Source organism: Actinomycetes bacterium, assembly GCA_024222295.1.
GTDB lineage: Bacteria > Actinomycetota > Acidimicrobiia > Acidimicrobiales > Microtrichaceae > JAAEPF01.
In genome coordinates, this window is the sequence record JAAEPF010000033.1 from 86871 (window position 1) to 104687 (window position 17817).

Consider the following 17817-nt stretch of genomic DNA (forward strand, 5'->3'; position numbering starts at 1 on the left):
TCCGCAGGGCTCACGCGGGCTCGGCGATGCTCTTGGTCTGCAGGTACTCCTCGAAGCCCTCGAGGCCCATCTCGCGCCCGATGCCTGACTGCTTGTATCCGCCGAACGGCACGTCGCCGCCGTACCAGACGCCACCGTTCACGCTCATCGTGCCCGTGCGGACCTTCTTCGCGAAGTCCCAGGCGCGATCGAGGTCGGCGGAGTGGACCGCACCGGAGAGGCCATAGGGAGAGTCGTTGGCGATGGCGAGCGCGTCGTCGTCGCCATCGTGCGCGATCAGGGTCAGCACGGGGCCGAAGATCTCTTCGCGTGCGACCCGGGCGTTGTTGTCGAGTCCGGCAACCAGCGTTGGCTCTATCCAGTAGCCGCGGTCGCGGTCCGCCGGCCGCCCGCCGCCGGTTACGAACGTTCCCCCTTCGTTCTGGGCCACCTTCAGGTAGCCCTCGATGCGGTCGCGCTGTACCGCGGAGATGACGGGCCCGCAGAAGGTCGAGTCGTCATCGGGGTCACCGCAACCCACTGACGCCATGATGGATGCGATCGCGTCCGCGTACTCGTCGTAGCGCGCCCGGGGCACCACGACCCTTGTGGTGAGGGCGCAACCCTGTCCGGCGTGTGTGCACCCCGCGATGCCCGCCATCGCTGCAATCGCCTGTGGGTCGGCGTCGTCGAGGGCCACGAAGGCCGACTTCCCCCCGAGCTCGAGGAACACCTTGGTGAGGTTCACGGCCGCGTCGGCGGCGACCTTGCGGCCGGTGTCGGTCGAGCCCGTGAAGCTGATCAGGTCGACGCGCCGGTCTCGGCTCATGATCGCTGCGATGTCGGGTGTGGAGGACGTGACAACGTTGAGCACCCCGGGCGGTATGTCGGTGTGTTCGGCCACGATTCGGCCGAGAGCGGTGGCACACATGGGCGTGTCCGGTGCCGGCTTCAGCACCACGGTGCAGCCTGCTGCCAGAGCCGGAGCGACCTTGGCGAGGTTTATCTGCCACGGGAAGTTCCAGGGTGTGATGGCAGCGACCACGCCAGCCGGCTCCTTGAGCACCCACCGGTGTGACGGTATGCCCATCGGTTCGGCGGTGCCGAGGTCGCGGCACCACTCGTAGTCCGACAACACCGACGTGAGGAAGTCGATGTCGCCCACGGGCCCGTCGAACTGCGGGCCATGGGTGAGCAGGCGGGGAGCGCCCACTTCGGCGCGTGTGAGGTCCCGCAACTCCTCACCGTTGGCCACCAGCGCGTCGTGGAGCTGCTGCAGGCATTCACGCCTGAACTCCACATCGGTGGACCATGACGTCTCGTCGAAGGCCCGGCGGGCGGCGACCGTGGCGGCTTCGACCTCCGCGGGTCCGCCGTCCGCGACAGCCCCGATGACCTCTTCGTTGGCCGGGTTCACGACTTCGAACGTCACCCCGCCAGAGGCGCCGACGAGGGTGCCGTCGACCAGCATCTCCGCGCATATCTCGTAGCTCATCGTGTTTCGTCCTTTGTCGGGGCCTCGGGTTCCACTTCCACGATCGTGAAATGCGTGCCCCGGGGCGCACCCACCACGAATTCAACCGCACGAGCGACCCCGTCCGGCTGCAGGTAGCCGCCGTGGCGCATCAGGCCGTGGCGGGTCCATTCGCTCATGAGGCCGGGCAGATCCTCCTCGGGGAAGTCCGACCCCATCTCGGTCAGGGTCGGTCCGGGTCGCACGATGGATGCCCGCACGCCGCTGCCCTCGAGTTCGAGCTGCATGGCCCGCGCCAGGCCCTCGAGGCCCCACTTCGATGCCACGTAGCTCGACATGGTGGGCCGCGGGACCCGCACCACATCCGAAGTCACGAACACGATGTCGCCCCTTGCGCGGTCGATCATGTGTGGCGCCGCCGCGTGCACCAGGTCCTGCACACCTGCGAGGTTGATGCGTAGCTGGCGGGAGAATTCGCCAGGAGACGTCTCGTGGGCCTTGGTGGGCAGCACGTCACCGGCCACCGACACCAGCACTTCGACCTCACCGAGGGCAGCCGCCGCCTGCTCCACGCATCGCCGCGGGCTCTGCTCGTCCGCGAGGTCGAGGGGTACGGCCAGCGCCTCGCCCCCTGCGGTGTTGATCTCGTGGGCCAGCTCCTCGAGCCGCCCGAGCCGCCGTGCTGCGAGGGCGACGGGGTGACCCGCTGCAGCCAGGCGCCGTGCACTGGCTTCGCCGATTCCCGATGAAGCGCCGGTGACGAGCGCGGTACGCCGGTCAGGGTGGCCCATGTCGGCCAGTCCGGTGGCCATCAGCGCCTGCTCACGGATGTGGGCAGGGTGGCGAAGCCGCGCACGTTGACGGAGTGGACGCGTTGCGCGGCCTGGTGGTCCACCTCCCACCCGTCGACGCGGGCCAGCAGTTCCTCGAGGCACACCCTGGCCTCCAGCCTGGCCAGCGAAGCCCCGAGACAGAAGTGGCGGCCGGTGCCGAAGCTCAGCAGGTCAGACGTGTCGCGTCCGATGTCGTATCGGTCGGCGTTGTCGAACACCGACTCGTCACGGTTGGCGGAGCCGGCCAGCAGCAGGACCCGGCCGCCCTCCGGGATCGTCACACCATGCAGCTCGACCTCGCGGGTGGTTGTGCGGGCCAGCATCTGCGAGGAAGTGTCGTAGCGAAGGGTCTCCTCCACCCACTGGGGGATCATCTCCGGTTCGGCCAGCACCCTGGCCTTCTGCGCGGGGTTCATCGCAGCCCAGTACCACGCGTTGGCCAGCAGCTTCGTGGTGGTCTCGTTGCCTGCGACGACCATGAGGAACAGGAAGCCCATGACCTCTTGCTCGGTCAGCCGGTCGCCGTCGATCTCGGCGTCCAGCAGGGCAGAGGTGAGGTCGTCGGTGCGTCGGGACCGGCGCTCGGAGATCATGTCGCTGTAGTAGGAGACCAGCGAGATCGCTGCCTCCGCGCCCGCCTGGGGTACGTCCTCGACGCCCTCGTCGCGGTGCACCAGCAGGTCCGCGAGCCTGCGCAGCTCATCGCGGTCGGCTGCGGGCACGCCCATCATCTCGGACACGATGTCCATCGGAAGCTTGCCGGCGAAGTCCGCGACCATGTCGAACGTGTCGGAGTCCAGGGCGACGTCCAGGTGTCGACGGCTGATGTCGCGGATGTTGTCCTCCATCAGCGAGACGCGCCTGGGCGTGAACCCCTTCGACACGAGGGCTCGCATGCGGGTGTGTCGAGGCGGGTCCATCGCGAGGAACGACATGGTGCGGTGGGCGTCGGGCCCGGTTGCGGCGGGATCGAGGCTGACGCCGTGCGAGCTGGAGTAGGTATCGGAGTCCCTGAACGCCGCGGCGACGTCGTCGTGGCGCGACAGCGCCCAGAACGCCTTCTCCTCGTTGTGGTAGCAGGGTGCCTCGGTCCGCAGGCGGGCGTAGGTGGGGTAGGGGTCCTCGTGGATCGCGTAGTCGTAGGGGTTGTAGCGCAGCGGACCGGCCGCGGTGCTGTCGAGCAGGGTCATCGTGAATCCTCCCGGTCGTTGGTGTCGCCGAACACGACGGCAGCCACCTCGGCGGTGCGTTCGGGCAGTTCGGCGTAGTCGAGGTGTCCCATCCCAGCCGTGAGCAGCAGCCCGGAGAATGCGGCGTCGAGCGTCAGTAGCTGTGAGGGCGAGGCGTCGTTTCCCACGGCGGCACGGATGAGCTGTGCGGTGCGCATGCCGATCTCGTCGCGGAGCGCGGCGACCTCTGCATCGTCGGAGAGCATGGCCACGGTCACGGCTGCGGCGAGTTGGGGCTCGTCGGCAACCAGGAGGCTGAGGGGCCGCAGCACCTCGGTGACGCGTTGTGCCGGTGGCAGTGACGTGTCGACGGCCGGGTCGCCGAGCGCGAAGACACGCCGCCGGTAGACCTCGGTGACGAGGTGTTCCCTGGAGGCGAAATAGGTGTACGCGGTTGCCGGAGCGACGCCTGCTCGACGTGCGACGTTGCGTACCGTCAGCCCGCTCCAGGAATGCGCGCGGAGCTCGTCTGCGCTGGCCGCGACCAGCCGGGCCAGGGTCTCGGCCTGGCGGTCGGTGAGGGTGCGGCGGGTGTTGGCCTCGGCCCCCGGCGTGACGGAACTGGACATCTGTCCAGACAGTAGTACGAGTTGGCGCGGACCGCTGCGCTTCGAAGCAGCGCTACCGTCAGAATCGATGGAAGCGACAGAAGACTCAGAACTGCAGGCGCTGCGTGAGCGGACGGCAGAGCTCGAAGCGGCGCTGGCCGGGGCCCGCAATGACAACCGCAAGGCAGTGGTGCGCCGCCGCCAGGAAAAGGAGCTGCGGCCGTACCAGGTTGAGCTGCTGAAGCTCCAGCGCCACCTCGAAGAAGAGGATCGCCGGATGATCATCCTTTTCGAGGGACGCGACGCGGCGGGCAAGGGCGGCACCATACGCCGCGTCGCGCGCTACATGAACGAGAAGCACTACCGCGTGGTCGCCCTCGGCAAGCCCACCGAGGAGCAGCGCTCCCAGTGGTACTTCCAGCGGTACGTGGCGCAGTTCCCGACGGGCGGGGAGATCGTGCTGTTCGACCGCTCGTGGTACAACCGCTCGATGGTCGAGCCGGTCCTCGGCTTCTGCACCTCCGAGGAGCACCGTAACTTCATGAAAGGTGTCGTGGGGTTCGAAAAGGACCTGGTGCGCCAGGGGACCCTGCTGCTCAAGCTCTACTTCTCGGTGACCCGCAAGGAGCAGGCGCGGCGCTTCGAGAGGCGCCGCAACGATCCGCTGCGGCAGTGGAAGCTGTCCGAGGTCGACGCCCAGGCCCAGGACCTGTGGGACGAGTTCACCACCGCCAAGTACGAGATGCTCAAGCGCACCCACACGTCCAACGCGCCGTGGACCATCATCCGCTCACAGGACAAGCACAACGCCCGCCTCAACGCGATGAAGGTGATCCTCGACTCGGTCGACTACGAGGGGCGCAACCAAGCCCTCGATTTCGTGCCCGATCCCTCGATCGTGGTGTCGGGCGCGCACGAGATCGAGATGATGGAAGCCGACCGCATCAGGCGCGGCCGCTTCAAGCACTAGCTGGTCTGTTCCTCGACCTGACGGCGCACGTCGTCCATGTCGAGCCCTTCGGCCTGCTTGATCAGGTCCTCGAGTGCGTCCTGGGGAATCGCCCCGGCCTGGTTGAAGAGCAGGATGCCGTCACGGAACATCATCAGCGTGGGGATGGACATCACACCGAGGGAGCCTGCCAGTGCCTGCTCCGCCTCGGTGTCGACCTTGCCGAAGGTGATGTCCTCGTGCTTCTCGGAGGCCTCCTCGAAGATGGGGCCGAACATCTTGCAGGGTCCGCACCACTCCGCCCACAGGTCCACCAGCACGATTCCGTCCTTGCTGATGGTGGGTTCGAACGTGCCGGCGGTGAGGTCGACGGTTGCCATTGGGTGCTCCAATCGGGGGGTTCAGGTCTCACACATGCTAACCCAGATACCCTGTGGGGTATTCCCGGATCCGACTCCGGTGACCTGTGTGGTTCGTTAGGGTACGGCGGGACGGGGCCAGCCGGACAGAGGTGGAGCCAGGTGGACAGGAGCCAACATGGCCGATGAGGGGAATCGCACGGTCGAGCCCGGCATCGCGCCCGGCACCGAGAGCGTGCGGGTCGCCGTCATCGGGGCCGGCGCAGGCGGCCTCTGCATGGGCATGCGCCTGAAGGCCGAAGGCATCCACGACTTCGTCATCATCGAGAAGTCAGATGGTGTCGGCGGCACATGGCGCGACAACAGCTACCCCGATGCAGCCTGTGACGTCCCCTCGCACTTCTACAGCTTCTCCTTCGCGCCCAACCCCGAGTGGTCCCGCAAGTGGGCGAAGCAGCCGGAGATCCTCGACTACTTCGAAGGGCTCGTCGACCGCTTCGGGCTCGGCGCGCACCTGCGTCTGCACACCGAGATCGCCGAGGCGACCTGGTCCGGCGACGATTGCCGTTGGACCATTCGCACCACTGCCGGAAGCACCTTCGTCGCCGACATCGTCGTCAGCGGGCTGGGCCAGCTGAACATGCCCCACATGCCCGACATCGCGGGGCTGGGCTCGTTCGCCGGTACGGTCTTCCACTCGGCGCGCTGGGACCACGACCACTCCCTCGAAGGGGAACGGGTCGGCGTGATCGGCATCGGCGCCTCCGCCATCCAGTTCGTCCCTCCGGTGGCCCGCGAGGCCGCTCACACCACCCTGTTCCAACGTTCCCCCAACTACGTGGCCCCCAAGCCCGACCGCGAGTTCCGCCCGTGGGAGCGGTGGGCGTTCCGCAACGTGCCGGGCTTGCGCGCCGCCTACCGCGGCTGGATCTGGGCGAAGCTCGAGACCCGCTTCTCGCTCATGCGGCGAGGCTCGTGGATGGGGTCGATGCTGCAGAAGCGCTACGGGCAGGAGGTGGCGAAGCTTGCCTCCGAGCGGCTCCCGGAGGAGGCGCTCGTGCCCGACTACCCGCCGGGCTGCAAACGGGTGCTGATCGCGGACGACTGGTTTCCCACGCTCGCCCGCAGCGACGTGGACGTGGTGACAGCGGGTGTGGATGCGATCACGCCCGACGGTGTCGATACCGACGACGGGGAACACCACGAGCTGGACACCCTCATCTTCGGGACCGGGTTCGAGACGACACACTTCCTGACCCCGCTGAAGATCACCGGCGCCGGTGGCCGCGACCTCAATGAGTCGTGGAGTGACGGGGCGGTCGCCTATCTCGGTCTGTCGGTGGCCGGATTCCCCAACTTCTTCATGCTGTACGGCCCCAACACCAACCTGGGTCACAACTCGATCCTGTTCATGATCGAACAGCAGGTGAACTACGTGCTCGCGGCAATGCGCCAGCTCGACCAGCGGGGAGCCGCTGCGATCGACATCACCGAAGGTGCCCTCACGCGCTGGGACGAGGAGATCGTGCGGCGATCGGAGGACACCGTCTGGTCGGCCGACTGCACCAGTTGGTACAAGACCGAGGACGGTCGCGTCACCAACAACTGGGTGGGCCACACCACCGAGTACCGCAAGCGCATGCGCCGACCCGACTGGGCCGACTGGCGCTTCGTTCGCTGCTGAGCCTTGCGTTACAGCAGGGGCGCGACGATCGCCTCCACCAGTGACGGACCGGGCTCGGCGAGTGCGGCTTCTAGCTGGTCGGTGAACTCCTCGGCGCTGGTTGCCCTCGTGGCCTGCTCCACGCCCATTCCCCGCGCCAGGGACACGAAGTCGAGGTCGGGACCGGTCAGGTCGAGCATCGCCCGCGCACGTTCACCGCTGGCCGAGGCACCCACCCGGTCAAGCTCCATGTTGAGCACCGCGTAGGAGCTGTTGTTGAGCACCACGGTGGTCACGTCCAGCCCCTCGCGCACCTGGGTCCACAGTGACTGCAGCGTGTACATGGCGCTTCCGTCGGCTTCGAGGTTCAGCACCTTGCGGTCCGGTGCGGCTATGGCCGCGCCCGTCGCCACCGGCATCCCGTAGCCGATGGCCCCGCCCGTGAGGCACAGCCAGTCGTGTGGTGGGCAGCCCGCCGTGGCGCCGGCCACGAACAGCCCGGTCGTGTTGCCTTCGTCGGCCACGATCGCCCCCTCGGGAAGCACCGCTCCGATCGCATTGGCCAGGGTTTCGGCCGCCAGCTCTCCGGTGGGACGGTCAGGGCGCCCGGGCTGCTGAACCGGCGCAGGGGCATCGGCGCCGAGGGCATCCGCGAGTGACCGCAAGGCCTCGGTCGAGTCGTCGCCCGGTGCCGTCAGCACGTGAATCTCGCAGCCCTCGGGTACCAGGTCCGATGCCTTGTCGGGGTAGGCGAAGAACGACACCGGATGTGCCGCCTCCACCAGTACGAGGTGCTTGAGGCCGTCCAGCTGCATCTGGGCGAACTCTGCGAGGTAGCCGAGGCGCTCGGCCGCCACCCGCCCCGCCCCGCGCTCCATGCGGGGCGGGAAGGTCTCGGCCAGCAGCTTGGTGCCGTTGGCCGCACAGGCCTGACCGGCCAGGTCGAGCGGCTCCGCCATGCATGCCGGCCCGCCGAGCAGCAGCGCAGCCGGCTCGCCGGAGCTGAGGGCCGCAGCGGCGGCTGAAACGCGATCGGAATCGACCGGATGGCGTGATGGCACGCGGTCCGGCGCCACCGGACCGGCGGAGTCCAGCCAGCACAGGTCGGCGGGCACCACGAGGGTGGCGACCTGTGCTGGTGGGCCATGGGTCGCAGCAACGGCCGCCGCGGTGTCAGACGCGAGTTCGTCGACGCTGGTGGACGCGCGGACCCACCCCTCGAGGCTCGAGGCGATCGAGGCGATGTCCGACTGCAGCGGTGCGTCGTAGCGGGCGTGGTAGGTGGCGTGGTCGCCCACGATGTTGAGCAGGGGTGTATGTGCTCGGCGGGCGTTGTGCAGGTTGGCGAGGCCGTTTCCCAGTCCCGGACCCAGGTGCAACAGCACTCCGGCCGGACCACCCGCCATTCGGGCGTAGCCATCGGCGGCGCCGGTGGCGACTCCCTCGTAGAGCGCGAGCACGCCCTTCATCCGCGGCTCGTCGTCGAGGGCGGCAACGAAGTGCATCTCGGAGGTGCCGGGGTTCATGAAGCAGGTGTCCACTCCCGCGTCGAGGAGGGTGCGGATCATCGCCTGTGCGCCGTTCATGTGTTTCTCCAGTTCAGAAGATCGTGCCGGGATTCATGATCCCGTTGGGGTCGAAGGCGGCCTTGATGCGCCGCATGAGCTCGACCTTGACGGGGTTCTCGAGGGCGAGGAAGTGCTCGCGCTTGGCCTCGCCTATGCCGTGTTCGGCAGAGATGGCGCCACCCATCGCGGTGCCGGCGTCGAACAGCTCGTGCATGATCCGGTCGCGCTTGACGGTGTCGCCACCACAGAACACGCCGAGGTGCACGTTGCCGTCGCCTGCGTGCCCGCAGCCGGCTATCCAGGCCTCGTACTCGCTGGCCACGGCCGCCACGCGGTTCATGAACTGCGGAACCTGGGCCCGGGGAACGACGATGTCCACTATGTCGTCGGCGTTGTTGGCCTTGGACATCCAGAACGCCTTTTCCCTGGCGTCGATCACCGACCCGGCTGCGGCAGGCGGCAGCACGTAGATGTCCATCGCACCCAGCTCGCCGAGCTGGGTCCCGAGCGCCTCCACGTCGGCTTCCAGGCGGTCCTCGTGGGAGTTCTCGAGCATCACCACCAGGTAGGCGAGTGCGGTCTCCTTGATGCCGGAGGGAATCCCCAGCTCGAGGCCGACGTAGGACTCGGCGGCGGCCATCGTCATCATGTCGATGTACTCGAGAATCAGCGGAGCCACGCCCGAGTCGACGATGCGCGGAACGGCGGCGGTCACCTCGTCGAGGGTCGCGAAGGGGGCCATGATGGTCGCCTGGTGGGGGAGTCGGGGATGCAGCTTGAGCGTGACCTCGGTGACCAGCCCGAGGGTGCCCTCGCTTCCGACAACCAGTTGGGTGAGGTCATAGCCCGAAGTCGCCTTCACGAACTTGCCACCGGTGCGGATGACCTCGCCGCCCGCCAGCACGACCTCCAGGCCCAGGACGTGGTGGCGCGTCACGCCGTACTTGATGGCCCGCATGCCGCCCGCGTTGGTGTTGACGTTGCCGCCGAGGCTGGCGGAGTACTCACCGGGATAGACGGGGTAGACGAGGCCATGCTCGGCAAGGGCCTCGTCGAGTTCATTGAGCCGGATTCCGGGCTGTACGACCGCCACGTGATTCTCGGTGTCGATCTCCAGGATGGAGTTCATGGATTCGAATGACACCACCACCGAGTCGGCCTTGGGGACGGCGGCGCCCGACAGGCCGGTGCCAGCGCCGCGGCCCACGACGGCGATGCCCTCGGCGTCGGCGACCCGGAGGATCTCGCTCACCTCTGCGGTGCTGGTCGGCCTGACCACGCTGGCCGGTACCACCGCCTCGACGGTGAGGCATTCATCGGCGGTGTAGTCCTCGCCGGCGGAGTCCCCCGACAGGAGGCGGCCGTCGGCTGCGAGGTCGGTCAGCGAGGCGGTCAGGATGTCGTGTGTCGTGCTCAATGTTCCCCACTCGGGTACCGGAAGCGCCACAGTCTGCCAAACCGTGGGAAGCATCGGGGCCGCGATCGGGTTGAATGGGTCTGTGAAGGTCAACAAGCTCGTGATGGTCTACGACGCGGATGCGGGGATACGCGGCGAGGTCTCGTACCTGTTGGGAATGATGCGGGGCCGGCACTGCGCCCTGTGTGACATCACCCACTCCGGAATCCGCCGCAAGGGAGCCTTCAGCGACCTCACCTGCTCACTTGGAGTCGAGGTGGACGTGCTGCACCGAAACCAGCAGCCCGCGGGCCTCGCCGAGTTCACCGCAGGGATGGGAGCGGTGGTCGTGGCCGAGACCGATGCTGGCCCAATGGTGCTGCTCGACGACGCCGAGCTCGCCGCGTGTGACGGCGATGTGGGCCGGTTCGCGGAGGCGCTCACCGCCAGCCTGGCGACGGTCGACACCGCCGGCTGATACCCTACGGGGTATGGATATCCCGGAGGAAACAAGGGACGACCTGATCCGGCGGCTACGCCGCGCAGAAGGTCAGGTGCGCGCCGTGCAGCGAATGCTCGGCGAGGACGCCGAATGCCGCGACTTGGTCACCCAGATCTCGGCTGCATCGAGGGCCATCGACCAGGTCGGCTTCAGGCTGCTCGCAACGGGAATGCTCCAGTGCGCCGAGGACCCCGACAAGGCCGAGGCCGACGGATACTCGGTGTCCGAAATCGAGCGCCTCTTCACCAAGCTCGCCTGACCCGCCCTTAGGCTGGTCGCGTGCCGGCACCCACGGGACCATCACCACCCGAAGCGGTTCTCGACCATGTGGCGGCCGGAATCGACGTGGTCGTGCCGCTCGCCAACGGCGAGCCGGTGGCACTGATCGACGAGCTCGAGGCCCACGCCGGGTCACTCGAGGGCGTCCGGGTCCACCAGATGCACGCGCTCGTGGACCGCGACTACATGGATGGCCGCCATGGCGACCACCTCCGCCACGTGTCGTACTTCCTGTCTCACATCACGAGGCCCCACCTGCACGAAGGCGGACTCGACCTGGTACCCGCACACTTCTCCGAGATGCCGGCACTGCTCGACCGCACGCTTCGCAAGCCCCTCATCCTCGCGGCGTCATCGCTGCCCGACCGGCACGGGTTCTTCTCGCTCGGGACCAACGCCGACTACGCCGCGCGCTTCGTGGGTCGTTGGCCGATCTTCCTGGAGGCCAACAGACAGATGCCACGCACGTTCGGGCACAACATGGTGCACGTCTCCCAGCTGCTCGGGTGGGCCGAGGTCGATCGTCCGCTGATACAAGTGCCGGCGATCGAACCCAACCGCACCGACCGGGCGATCGCCGACCTCATCGCCGAGCGGATACCCGACAGGGCGACCATCCAGGCCGGTCTCGGCTCCATCCCGAACGCGGTGATGGAAGCCCTGGGCGACCACCATGACATCGGTGTGCACACCGAACTGATTTCGGACGGGATCATGGACCTGGTCGAGGCCGGGGTCGTGACGGGTCTCTACAAGAAACGCCGGCCCAACCAGATGGTCACGACCTTCGCACTCGGGTCGGCGCGGCTCTATGACTGGTTGCACGACAATGTCGGGGTCGAGTTCCTCCCGGTCGACCACGTGAACGACCCGCGGGTCATCGCCGAGGAGCCGGACTTCGCCTCGATCAACGCCACCACCGAGGTCGACTTCCTCGGGCAGGCGGCATCGGAGACGATCGGTGGCCGCTACTGGTCGGGATCGGGTGGCCAGGCAGACTTCGCGAAGGGAGCCATGCTCGCGGAGCGTGGCCAGGGCTTCATCGTGTTGCGCTCGACCACCTCCGATGGGGCGACAACGCGCATCGTGCCCCGGCTGGCGCGGGGCTCGGTGGTCACCACGCTCAAGAACACCGTCGACAAGGTCGTGACCGAATGGGGAGTGGCCGAGTTGCGCGGGCGCTCGCTGTCCGGGCGCGCCGAGGCGCTGATCGAGATCGCACATCCCGACTTCCGCGACCAGCTGCGCCGCGAGGCGGTTCATCTCGGCTACCTGCGGTAGCTGAGCAGCCGCCTCAGCGGCGGGCCAGGGCGTCCGGGTCTGCCAACAGCTCAAGCAACCCGCCAGGGAGCTCGTCGGCCTCGATGTGCGCCAAGGTCGCTGCCTCCAACACCCTGCGCAAGGCCACGCGCGTCGCTAGCCAGACCTTCTCCAGGGGTTCGGCGGCTCCCTCGTAGTCGAGCACCTCGGGTGCCTGCCCCCGCACGTCGGCAAGCGGGCCCTCGACCGCGCGGATGATGTCGGCGACGCTGACATCATCCGCGCGGCGGGCAAGCCAGTAGCCACCTTCGGACCCGCGCCGGCTGCCGACGATCCCGGCACGGCGCAGCTCCGACAGGATGCTCTCGAGGTACTTGGTGGGAATCTGCTGGGCATCGCCGAGCTCTTCACCCTTGGTCGGAGTCGACTCGCGGTCCGGGGAGCGTCGTGCGAGCTCCGCGGCCGCCCGAACTGCGTAGTCGACCTTGGCGGAGATGCGCACGGCCCGATGATGCCATGTACCGTCCCAAGGTGGCCGACACCGACCTGCGAGAGGCACGCACACCCGCGCAAGTGGCCCTGGCGCTCGAGACGGGCGGCTACCTGCCCGACGAAGGCCTGGCCACCGCGGTACTGCTCGCCCTGCGGATGCAGCGGCCCCTGTTCCTGGAAGGCGAACCCGGTGTGGGCAAGACCGAGGTGGCCCGCACCATCGCGAAGGCAATGGGGGCCGAGCTCCTGCGACTCCAGTGCCACGAGGGCATCGACGCAGCACAGGCCGTCTACGAGTGGGATTACAGCCGCCAGATCCTGCACCTGCGGGCCGCCGAGGCCGCGGGTGGATCGCTGGATGCCCGCGAGCTCGAGGACGACCTGTTCACAGAGCGGTACCTGGTCCGCAGGCCATTGCTGGCTGCGCTCGACAACGACCTCGATGTGCCGCCCGTGTTGTTGATCGACGAGATCGACCGTTCGGACGACGAGTTCGAGGCCTTCCTGCTGGAGGCGCTGGCCGACTACTCCGTCACTGTGCCCGAGGTCGGCACCTTCACCGCCCGTCGGCCGCCGGTGGTGGTGCTCACCTCCAACCGCACCCGCGACGTCCATGACGCGCTCAAGCGCCGGTGCCTCTACCACTGGGTCGAGCATCCCGACCTCGAGCGGGAGGTGCGCATCATCTCGATGCGTGCACCCCGGGTCCCGGCCGAACTCGCGCGGCAGGTCGCGTCGCTGACGCAGCGGTTCAGGCAACTCGGCCTCTACAAGCCACCCGGCGTGGCGGAGAGCATCGATTGGGCTGTGGCGCTGGACGCGCTCGACACAGCTGCGGTGACCGCCGACGCGGTCGGGTCCACCCTGGGCGCCGTGCTCAAGTACCGCGAAGACCAGCAACGGGTGCAGGAGGCTGGCCTCGACGGCATCGTCGCGGAGGCCCTGGCGGGTGCGGGAACCTGATCACCTCGGCTTCGTCGCGCTGTTGCGCGAGCGGGGGCTGCGCGTGCCGGTGACGGCCTCGCTCGCATGGACCGAGGCGCTGGGCATCCTCGGCACCGATCCCACCGACGTCTACTGGGCGGGCCGGGCAACGCTGGTGCGTTCACCGGAGGAACAGGCGCCCTACGACGCCGCGTTCGCCGAGTTCTTCCTCGGCGCGGTCCCTGCCGGCCGCGAGGGCGAGCCAGGGCAATCCACTCGGAGCGAGCCGGCTCCGGCAGGCCCACAGGATCCCGGGCTCTCCGCCGATGAGGCGCCGGAGGCGGTGGCGCTCTCCTGGAGCAGGGTGGAGCAGCTCTCCGGGCGGGATTTCGCGGAGTGTTCCGACGAAGAGCTGGGCGAGTTGTACGACGCCATTTCGCGAATCCGGCTGTGCACCCCGGCCAGGCGGTCACGCCGGCGGCGGCCGGCGCACCGGGGCGAGTCCGACATGCGTGGGTCGATGCGGCGAGCGCTGCGCACGGGCGGCGAGATGCTCGATCCTGCACGACGGGACCGCGCCGGCACGCCGCGGAAGGTGGTACTGGTCGTCGATGTGTCCGGGTCGATGGAGCCATACGCAAGGGCCCTCCTCCGATTCGCACACGCCGCGGTCCAGTCATCGGCGCGGGTGGAGGTGTTCGCCTTTGCCACGCGGCTCACGAGGCTCACCCGTGAGCTCGCGAGCCGCGAACCCGACGAGGCCCTGCACCTTGGCTCGGAGGCCGTGGCGGACATGTCGGGAGGAACCCGGCTGGGAGAGGTCCTGAGCGCATTCAACGACCGCTGGGGGATGAGGGGTGCAGCGCGTGGAGCCGTCGTGGTGGTCCTGAGCGACGGATGGGACCGGGGCGAGCCCGGGCGGGTATCGGAGGAGATGCAGCGGCTGCAGCGGGTGGCGCACCGTGTCGTCTGGGTGAATCCGTTGCGTGCGTCACCTGGCTACCAACCCCTGGCCGCCGGCATGGCGGAAGCCCTGCCGTTCGTGGACGACTTCGTCGACGGTCACAGTCTGGCAAGCCTGTCCGCGCTCGCCGACCTGCTCTCGGATCCGGCCCCCGGCGCTAGGTTTGGCAGCCGATGAAGGAGATCCTCGACGACATCGACCGCTTCAGGGTCGCCGGCCAGCGAGTGGCGATCGCCCGCGTGGTGGACACCCAGGGGTCAGGTCCGCGCGAGCCGGGCGCAGCGATGGCGGTCAGCGAGCGCGGCGAAGTCGCCGGCTCCGTGTCGGGAGGCTGCGTGGAGGCCGCAGTGGTTTCAGCGGCGCTGGAGGTGCTCGGCGGGGCGGGCGCCCGACTGGTCAGCTTCGGCTACTCCGACGACGAGGCCTTCGCGGTCGGCCTCACTTGCGGGGGCACCGTGCAGCTGTTCATAGAGCCCCTGGACTGGTGACGTGAGCGGCATCTACGAGGCCCTGGCCGCATCGCTGCGCGCCGAACGTCCGGTCGCCCTCGCGTCGGTCGTGTCGGGCCCACAGCTCGGTGCCGTGCTCCTGGTCGAGCCCGACGGCACGACCCTCGGACGGATTCCCGACGAGGACCTGCACCGCGTGGTGGTTCGCGACGCAGTCGGCGAGCTCGCCGCAGGGCGAACCGGGGTGCGGCACTATGGAGAACACGGTCAGACCGGCGAAGAGGTCGTCACGGTCTTCGTGGAGTCCTTCGGGGCGCCGCCACGGATGCTCGTGTTCGGCGCGATGGACTTCACCGGCGCCCTGGTGCGGGTCGCCAAGCTTCTCGGGTACACGGTGACCGTGTGCGATGCCAGGGAGGTGTTCGCAACCGCGCAAAGGTTCCCCCAGGCGGACCAGGTGGTCGTCGACTGGCCGCATCGACTGCTGGAGGAGGTGGGCGCTGGTCTTGGCGCACGCGACGCCGTCTGTGTGCTCACACACGACGCCAGGTTCGATGTTCCGGCCCTGATGGCCGCAGTGGCCACCGATGCCGGCTACATCGGTGCGATGGGCTCGCGGCGCACCCATGCCGACCGGGTGGCGCGGCTGGAATCTGCGGGGGCGACGCGCGCCGACCTCGAGCGCATCCACGCCCCGATCGGCCTGGACCTCGGAGCGCGCACACCTGAGGAGACGGCCATCTCGATCTGTGCGGAGATCATCTCGGCGCGAACCGGTCGCGATGCCGGGCCTCTGGACATGGCGCAAGGACCGATCCACTGAGCGAGTGGGCCAGCTTCGTGGTCTACCCGTCGGTGTTCAGCCCGACCGAGTGCGACCTGTTAGTGGAGGCAGGTGAAGCCTGCGTCAGCCGCGACGGCGCGGAACAGGGTGGGATCGAGGGTCTGGCCTCCGCAGAGGAGCTGCGCGACAGCTCCGTGGGCTGGATCGCTCGGACCACGTCGCTGGACTGGGCGTTCGAACGGTTGGAAGCGGTGGGTGATCGCGCCAACGAGCGTTGGCTCCTCGAGGTCGACGGGATACTCGAGGACCTGCAGTACACGCTCTATGACAGACCGGGTGCCCACTACACGTGGCACCACGACGGGCTCGACGAGGGCGTGGAGGACCGCAAGCTCTCGCTCGTGCTGCAGCTGAGCGATCCCGCCGACTACAGCGGGGCCGACCTGGAGTTCCTCGAGGTGGCCGTCGACTACGACGACCGGGAGCTGGCGGAGTTCAGGGCCAGCTCCAGGGCGCGGGGCGCGGTCGTGGCGTTCTGCGGGTTCGAGTACCACAGAGTCACCCCGGTGGAGTCGGGCGTTCGTCGTTCCCTGGTCGCCTGGGTGTCCGGCCCGCGACTGCGCTGAAGGAGCCGGTCAGCTGAGCATCCGGGCGGTGCCGGCCACGAAGTCCACGACGTCGCCGGTGTCGAGCGAGTTCCAACCGTGGCCACCCTCGGTGCGTGAAATGGTCATCACGGTGACGCCACCCGGGCCCTCATAGGTGCGCACGAGGGTGCGCTCGTCGGGAGCATCGACTACTTCGTCGTCGGCGTCGAGCACTGCCGCCCACGCAGCTGCGATCCCGGACAGTGCTTCGCCCGGGTCGACCGTGGGGTCGTCGTCGCGGCTGGAGACCATGATCGCCACGGCGGGGTCGAGCACGCAGCTGTCGGGTGTGGGGGCACTCGCGACGGCAGCCGCCCCCACGATGAGCTCGGGGGCGGAGCATGCAGCCTCGGCGGCCACGGCGCCACCCACGCCGTGGCCGACGACGAAGGTTCGCGCGAGGTCCACGCAGTGCTCCGAGACCAGCTTGTCCAGCAGTGCCGGGACGGCCTCGGAGCCAACTGGACGACCCTCGGGGATGAGGGGAGGGATCGTGACGTGGATGGATCCGGGAAGGGCTTCCTCGAGCCGGGTCTGGGCCGCGAAGGCCGCCGGGTCGGTGGCATCGTCGGCAACGGCGATCACCAGGGGGGCTGGCTCCGCCGCCGCAGGGAAGAGCAGCCGGTAGGGGAGGGGCCGACCCTGCACGTCGAACTCGAGCGCCACAGGTGTGCCCGGCTGCACGCCCTGAGGCGGTGGGACTCCACAGCCTGCGCTGGGGAGCGGATCCAGGGTCGGCTCGAACGCAGCACCGGTCGCCCCCGCGCCTGCAGCCCCGGAACCGCCACCCTCGGAGGACGCGCTCGCGCCCTGGGCAGCTCCGCCGCCCTCGCCGACCGATGGGCGTTCGCCGATCGACGTACCGGCCCATATCGCCAGGGCCACGACGGCCAGCACTGCAACGATGGCAAACACGGGAACGCGCCTGGGGGTCCGCTGAGCGCGCTTGATTCCACCTGCAGCCCGGTTGACCGGGTCGCCCAGCTCCGCCCAACTGCTGCCGGGCGGCGCAGCGTACGGCCCACACATCGATGCCACCTCGTCGGCGTCGAATGACATGAGTCCCGCGGTCACATCCACTGGATACCCGGCGAGCTCGTGCAGTCCTACCGCTACGCGGGTTGCGTCGTCGGCTCCGCCGAGTCGGCGCCTCAGCGCCTCTCGCATCGAGGCGGAATCGGCCGCCGCGAGCTCACGTGCCAGCTCGCCCTCGAGCGCCAGCGATGCTGCTACGGCATCGTGGACCACGTCCGGCAGCCAGCGGTCTGCGGGTTCGGACTCACTCGGGCCATACCGCTCGGCGATCGAGGTGGACAGCTCGGTGGCGATGCCGCGGTCACCGAGGAGGCGGTAGGTCACGGCGTAGGCGTTCGCGAACGATGCCGACTGCGCGGGTTGTGGGGTCCCGTCCGTCTCCATTGCCACGCCTGGAGGTTAGGTGCTGCAACACTGGGTTTCGTGCCCGCAGATCCCCCAAGTGGCCCAGACCGCCAATGGCACGTCCCCGACCCCGCGGGC

General features: G+C 68.6%; 19 protein-coding genes. 10 read left to right on the forward strand and 9 right to left on the reverse strand.

The annotated features are described in order from the left end of the window. Positions 1-10 precede the first annotated feature (10 nt). Genes GY812_11690 through GY812_11705 form a run of 4 tightly spaced genes read right to left on the reverse strand, consistent with a single transcriptional unit; the run spans position 11 to position 4084 of the window. Positions 11-1474 carry an aldehyde dehydrogenase family protein gene (locus GY812_11690; protein ID MCP4436137.1) on the reverse strand — a complete coding sequence of 488 codons (1464 nt, stop codon included), beginning with the start codon at positions 1472-1474 and terminating at the stop codon, positions 11-13. Further along, entirely contained in the window at positions 1471-2253 is a 783-nt protein-coding gene (locus GY812_11695) for an SDR family oxidoreductase (GenBank protein ID MCP4436138.1), read from the reverse strand. The genes GY812_11690 and GY812_11695 overlap by 4 nt, the downstream gene beginning before the upstream one ends. Before the next feature lie 11 nt (positions 2254-2264). Next, on the reverse strand, positions 2265-3476 hold the full coding sequence (locus tag GY812_11700) for a cytochrome P450 (GenBank protein MCP4436139.1): 1212 nt from the start codon (positions 3474-3476) through the stop codon (positions 2265-2267). Next, positions 3473-4084, reverse strand: a complete 612-nt coding sequence (locus GY812_11705; protein MCP4436140.1) for a TetR/AcrR family transcriptional regulator — start codon at positions 4082-4084, stop codon at positions 3473-3475. Before GY812_11705 ends, GY812_11700 begins: the two co-directional genes overlap by 4 nt. A gap of 67 nt (positions 4085-4151) precedes the next feature. On the opposite strand from GY812_11705, the gene ppk2 reads away from it, so the two are divergent. Then, positions 4152-5033 (forward strand): polyphosphate kinase 2, encoded by an 882-nt coding sequence (ppk2, locus tag GY812_11710; protein MCP4436141.1) that lies wholly within the window; start codon positions 4152-4154, stop codon positions 5031-5033. On the opposite strand, the gene trxA is transcribed toward ppk2, so the two are convergent. Beyond that, positions 5030-5392: a thioredoxin gene (gene trxA, locus GY812_11715; GenBank protein ID MCP4436142.1), complete on the reverse strand. Its 363-nt coding sequence runs from the start codon at positions 5390-5392 to the stop codon at positions 5030-5032. The two genes, ppk2 and trxA, sit on opposite strands and share 4 nt — an antisense overlap. Before the next feature lie 157 nt (positions 5393-5549). Here trxA and GY812_11720 point away from each other — a divergent pair, with 157 nt between their 5' ends. Then, the gene (locus GY812_11720; protein ID MCP4436143.1) at positions 5550-7055 is read left to right on the forward strand and encodes an NAD(P)/FAD-dependent oxidoreductase; all 1506 of its coding nucleotides are present in this window, start codon (positions 5550-5552) and stop codon (positions 7053-7055) included. Positions 7056-7063: 8 nt separating this feature from the next. Here the strand turns inward: GY812_11720 and GY812_11725 are convergent, their stop codons facing one another. After that, entirely contained in the window at positions 7064-8620 is a 1557-nt protein-coding gene (locus GY812_11725) for an acetolactate synthase large subunit (protein MCP4436144.1), read from the reverse strand. 13 nt (positions 8621-8633) lie between these two features. Continuing rightward, positions 8634-10073, reverse strand: coding sequence for an FAD-binding protein (locus GY812_11730; GenBank protein ID MCP4436145.1), 1440 nt, complete (start codon positions 10071-10073; stop codon positions 8634-8636). Positions 10074-10101: 28 nt separating this feature from the next. Here GY812_11730 and GY812_11735 point away from each other — a divergent pair, with 28 nt between their 5' ends. Genes GY812_11735 through GY812_11745 form a run of 3 tightly spaced genes read left to right on the forward strand, consistent with a single transcriptional unit; the run spans position 10102 to position 12060 of the window. Then, the gene (locus GY812_11735; protein MCP4436146.1) at positions 10102-10476 is read left to right on the forward strand and encodes a hypothetical protein; all 375 of its coding nucleotides are present in this window, start codon (positions 10102-10104) and stop codon (positions 10474-10476) included. Positions 10477-10489: 13 nt separating this feature from the next. Next, entirely contained in the window at positions 10490-10759 is a 270-nt protein-coding gene (locus GY812_11740) for a metal-sensitive transcriptional regulator (protein ID MCP4436147.1), read from the forward strand. Between the two features lie 20 nt (positions 10760-10779). After that, positions 10780-12060 carry an acetyl-CoA hydrolase/transferase family protein gene (locus GY812_11745; GenBank protein MCP4436148.1) on the forward strand — a complete coding sequence of 427 codons (1281 nt, stop codon included), beginning with the start codon at positions 10780-10782 and terminating at the stop codon, positions 12058-12060. A 13-nt stretch (positions 12061-12073) separates the two neighbouring features. Here the strand turns inward: GY812_11745 and GY812_11750 are convergent, their stop codons facing one another. Further along, on the reverse strand, positions 12074-12541 hold the full coding sequence (locus GY812_11750) for an Rrf2 family transcriptional regulator (protein MCP4436149.1): 468 nt from the start codon (positions 12539-12541) through the stop codon (positions 12074-12076). 14 nt (positions 12542-12555) lie between these two features. Here GY812_11750 and GY812_11755 point away from each other — a divergent pair, with 14 nt between their 5' ends. From GY812_11755 to GY812_11775, 5 genes are read left to right on the forward strand one after another with little or no spacing between them, the layout of a single operon-like run. Next, entirely contained in the window at positions 12556-13494 is a 939-nt protein-coding gene (locus tag GY812_11755) for a MoxR family ATPase (GenBank protein ID MCP4436150.1), read from the forward strand. After that, on the forward strand, positions 13481-14596 hold the full coding sequence (locus GY812_11760; protein ID MCP4436151.1) for a VWA domain-containing protein: 1116 nt from the start codon (positions 13481-13483) through the stop codon (positions 14594-14596). The genes GY812_11755 and GY812_11760 overlap by 14 nt, the downstream gene beginning before the upstream one ends. Then, positions 14593-14907, forward strand: a complete 315-nt coding sequence (locus GY812_11765; GenBank protein ID MCP4436152.1) for an XdhC family protein — start codon at positions 14593-14595, stop codon at positions 14905-14907. The genes GY812_11760 and GY812_11765 overlap by 4 nt, the downstream gene beginning before the upstream one ends. A gap of 1 nt (position 14908) precedes the next feature. Next, positions 14909-15691 carry a sulfurylase large subunit gene (locus GY812_11770; GenBank protein MCP4436153.1) on the forward strand — a complete coding sequence of 261 codons (783 nt, stop codon included), beginning with the start codon at positions 14909-14911 and terminating at the stop codon, positions 15689-15691. A 32-nt stretch (positions 15692-15723) separates the two neighbouring features. Further along, positions 15724-16278: a 2OG-Fe(II) oxygenase gene (locus GY812_11775; GenBank protein MCP4436154.1), complete on the forward strand. Its 555-nt coding sequence runs from the start codon at positions 15724-15726 to the stop codon at positions 16276-16278. 9 nt (positions 16279-16287) lie between these two features. Here the strand turns inward: GY812_11775 and GY812_11780 are convergent, their stop codons facing one another. Continuing rightward, positions 16288-17724, reverse strand: coding sequence for a hypothetical protein (locus GY812_11780; protein ID MCP4436155.1), 1437 nt, complete (start codon positions 17722-17724; stop codon positions 16288-16290). Positions 17725-17817 lie beyond the last annotated feature (93 nt).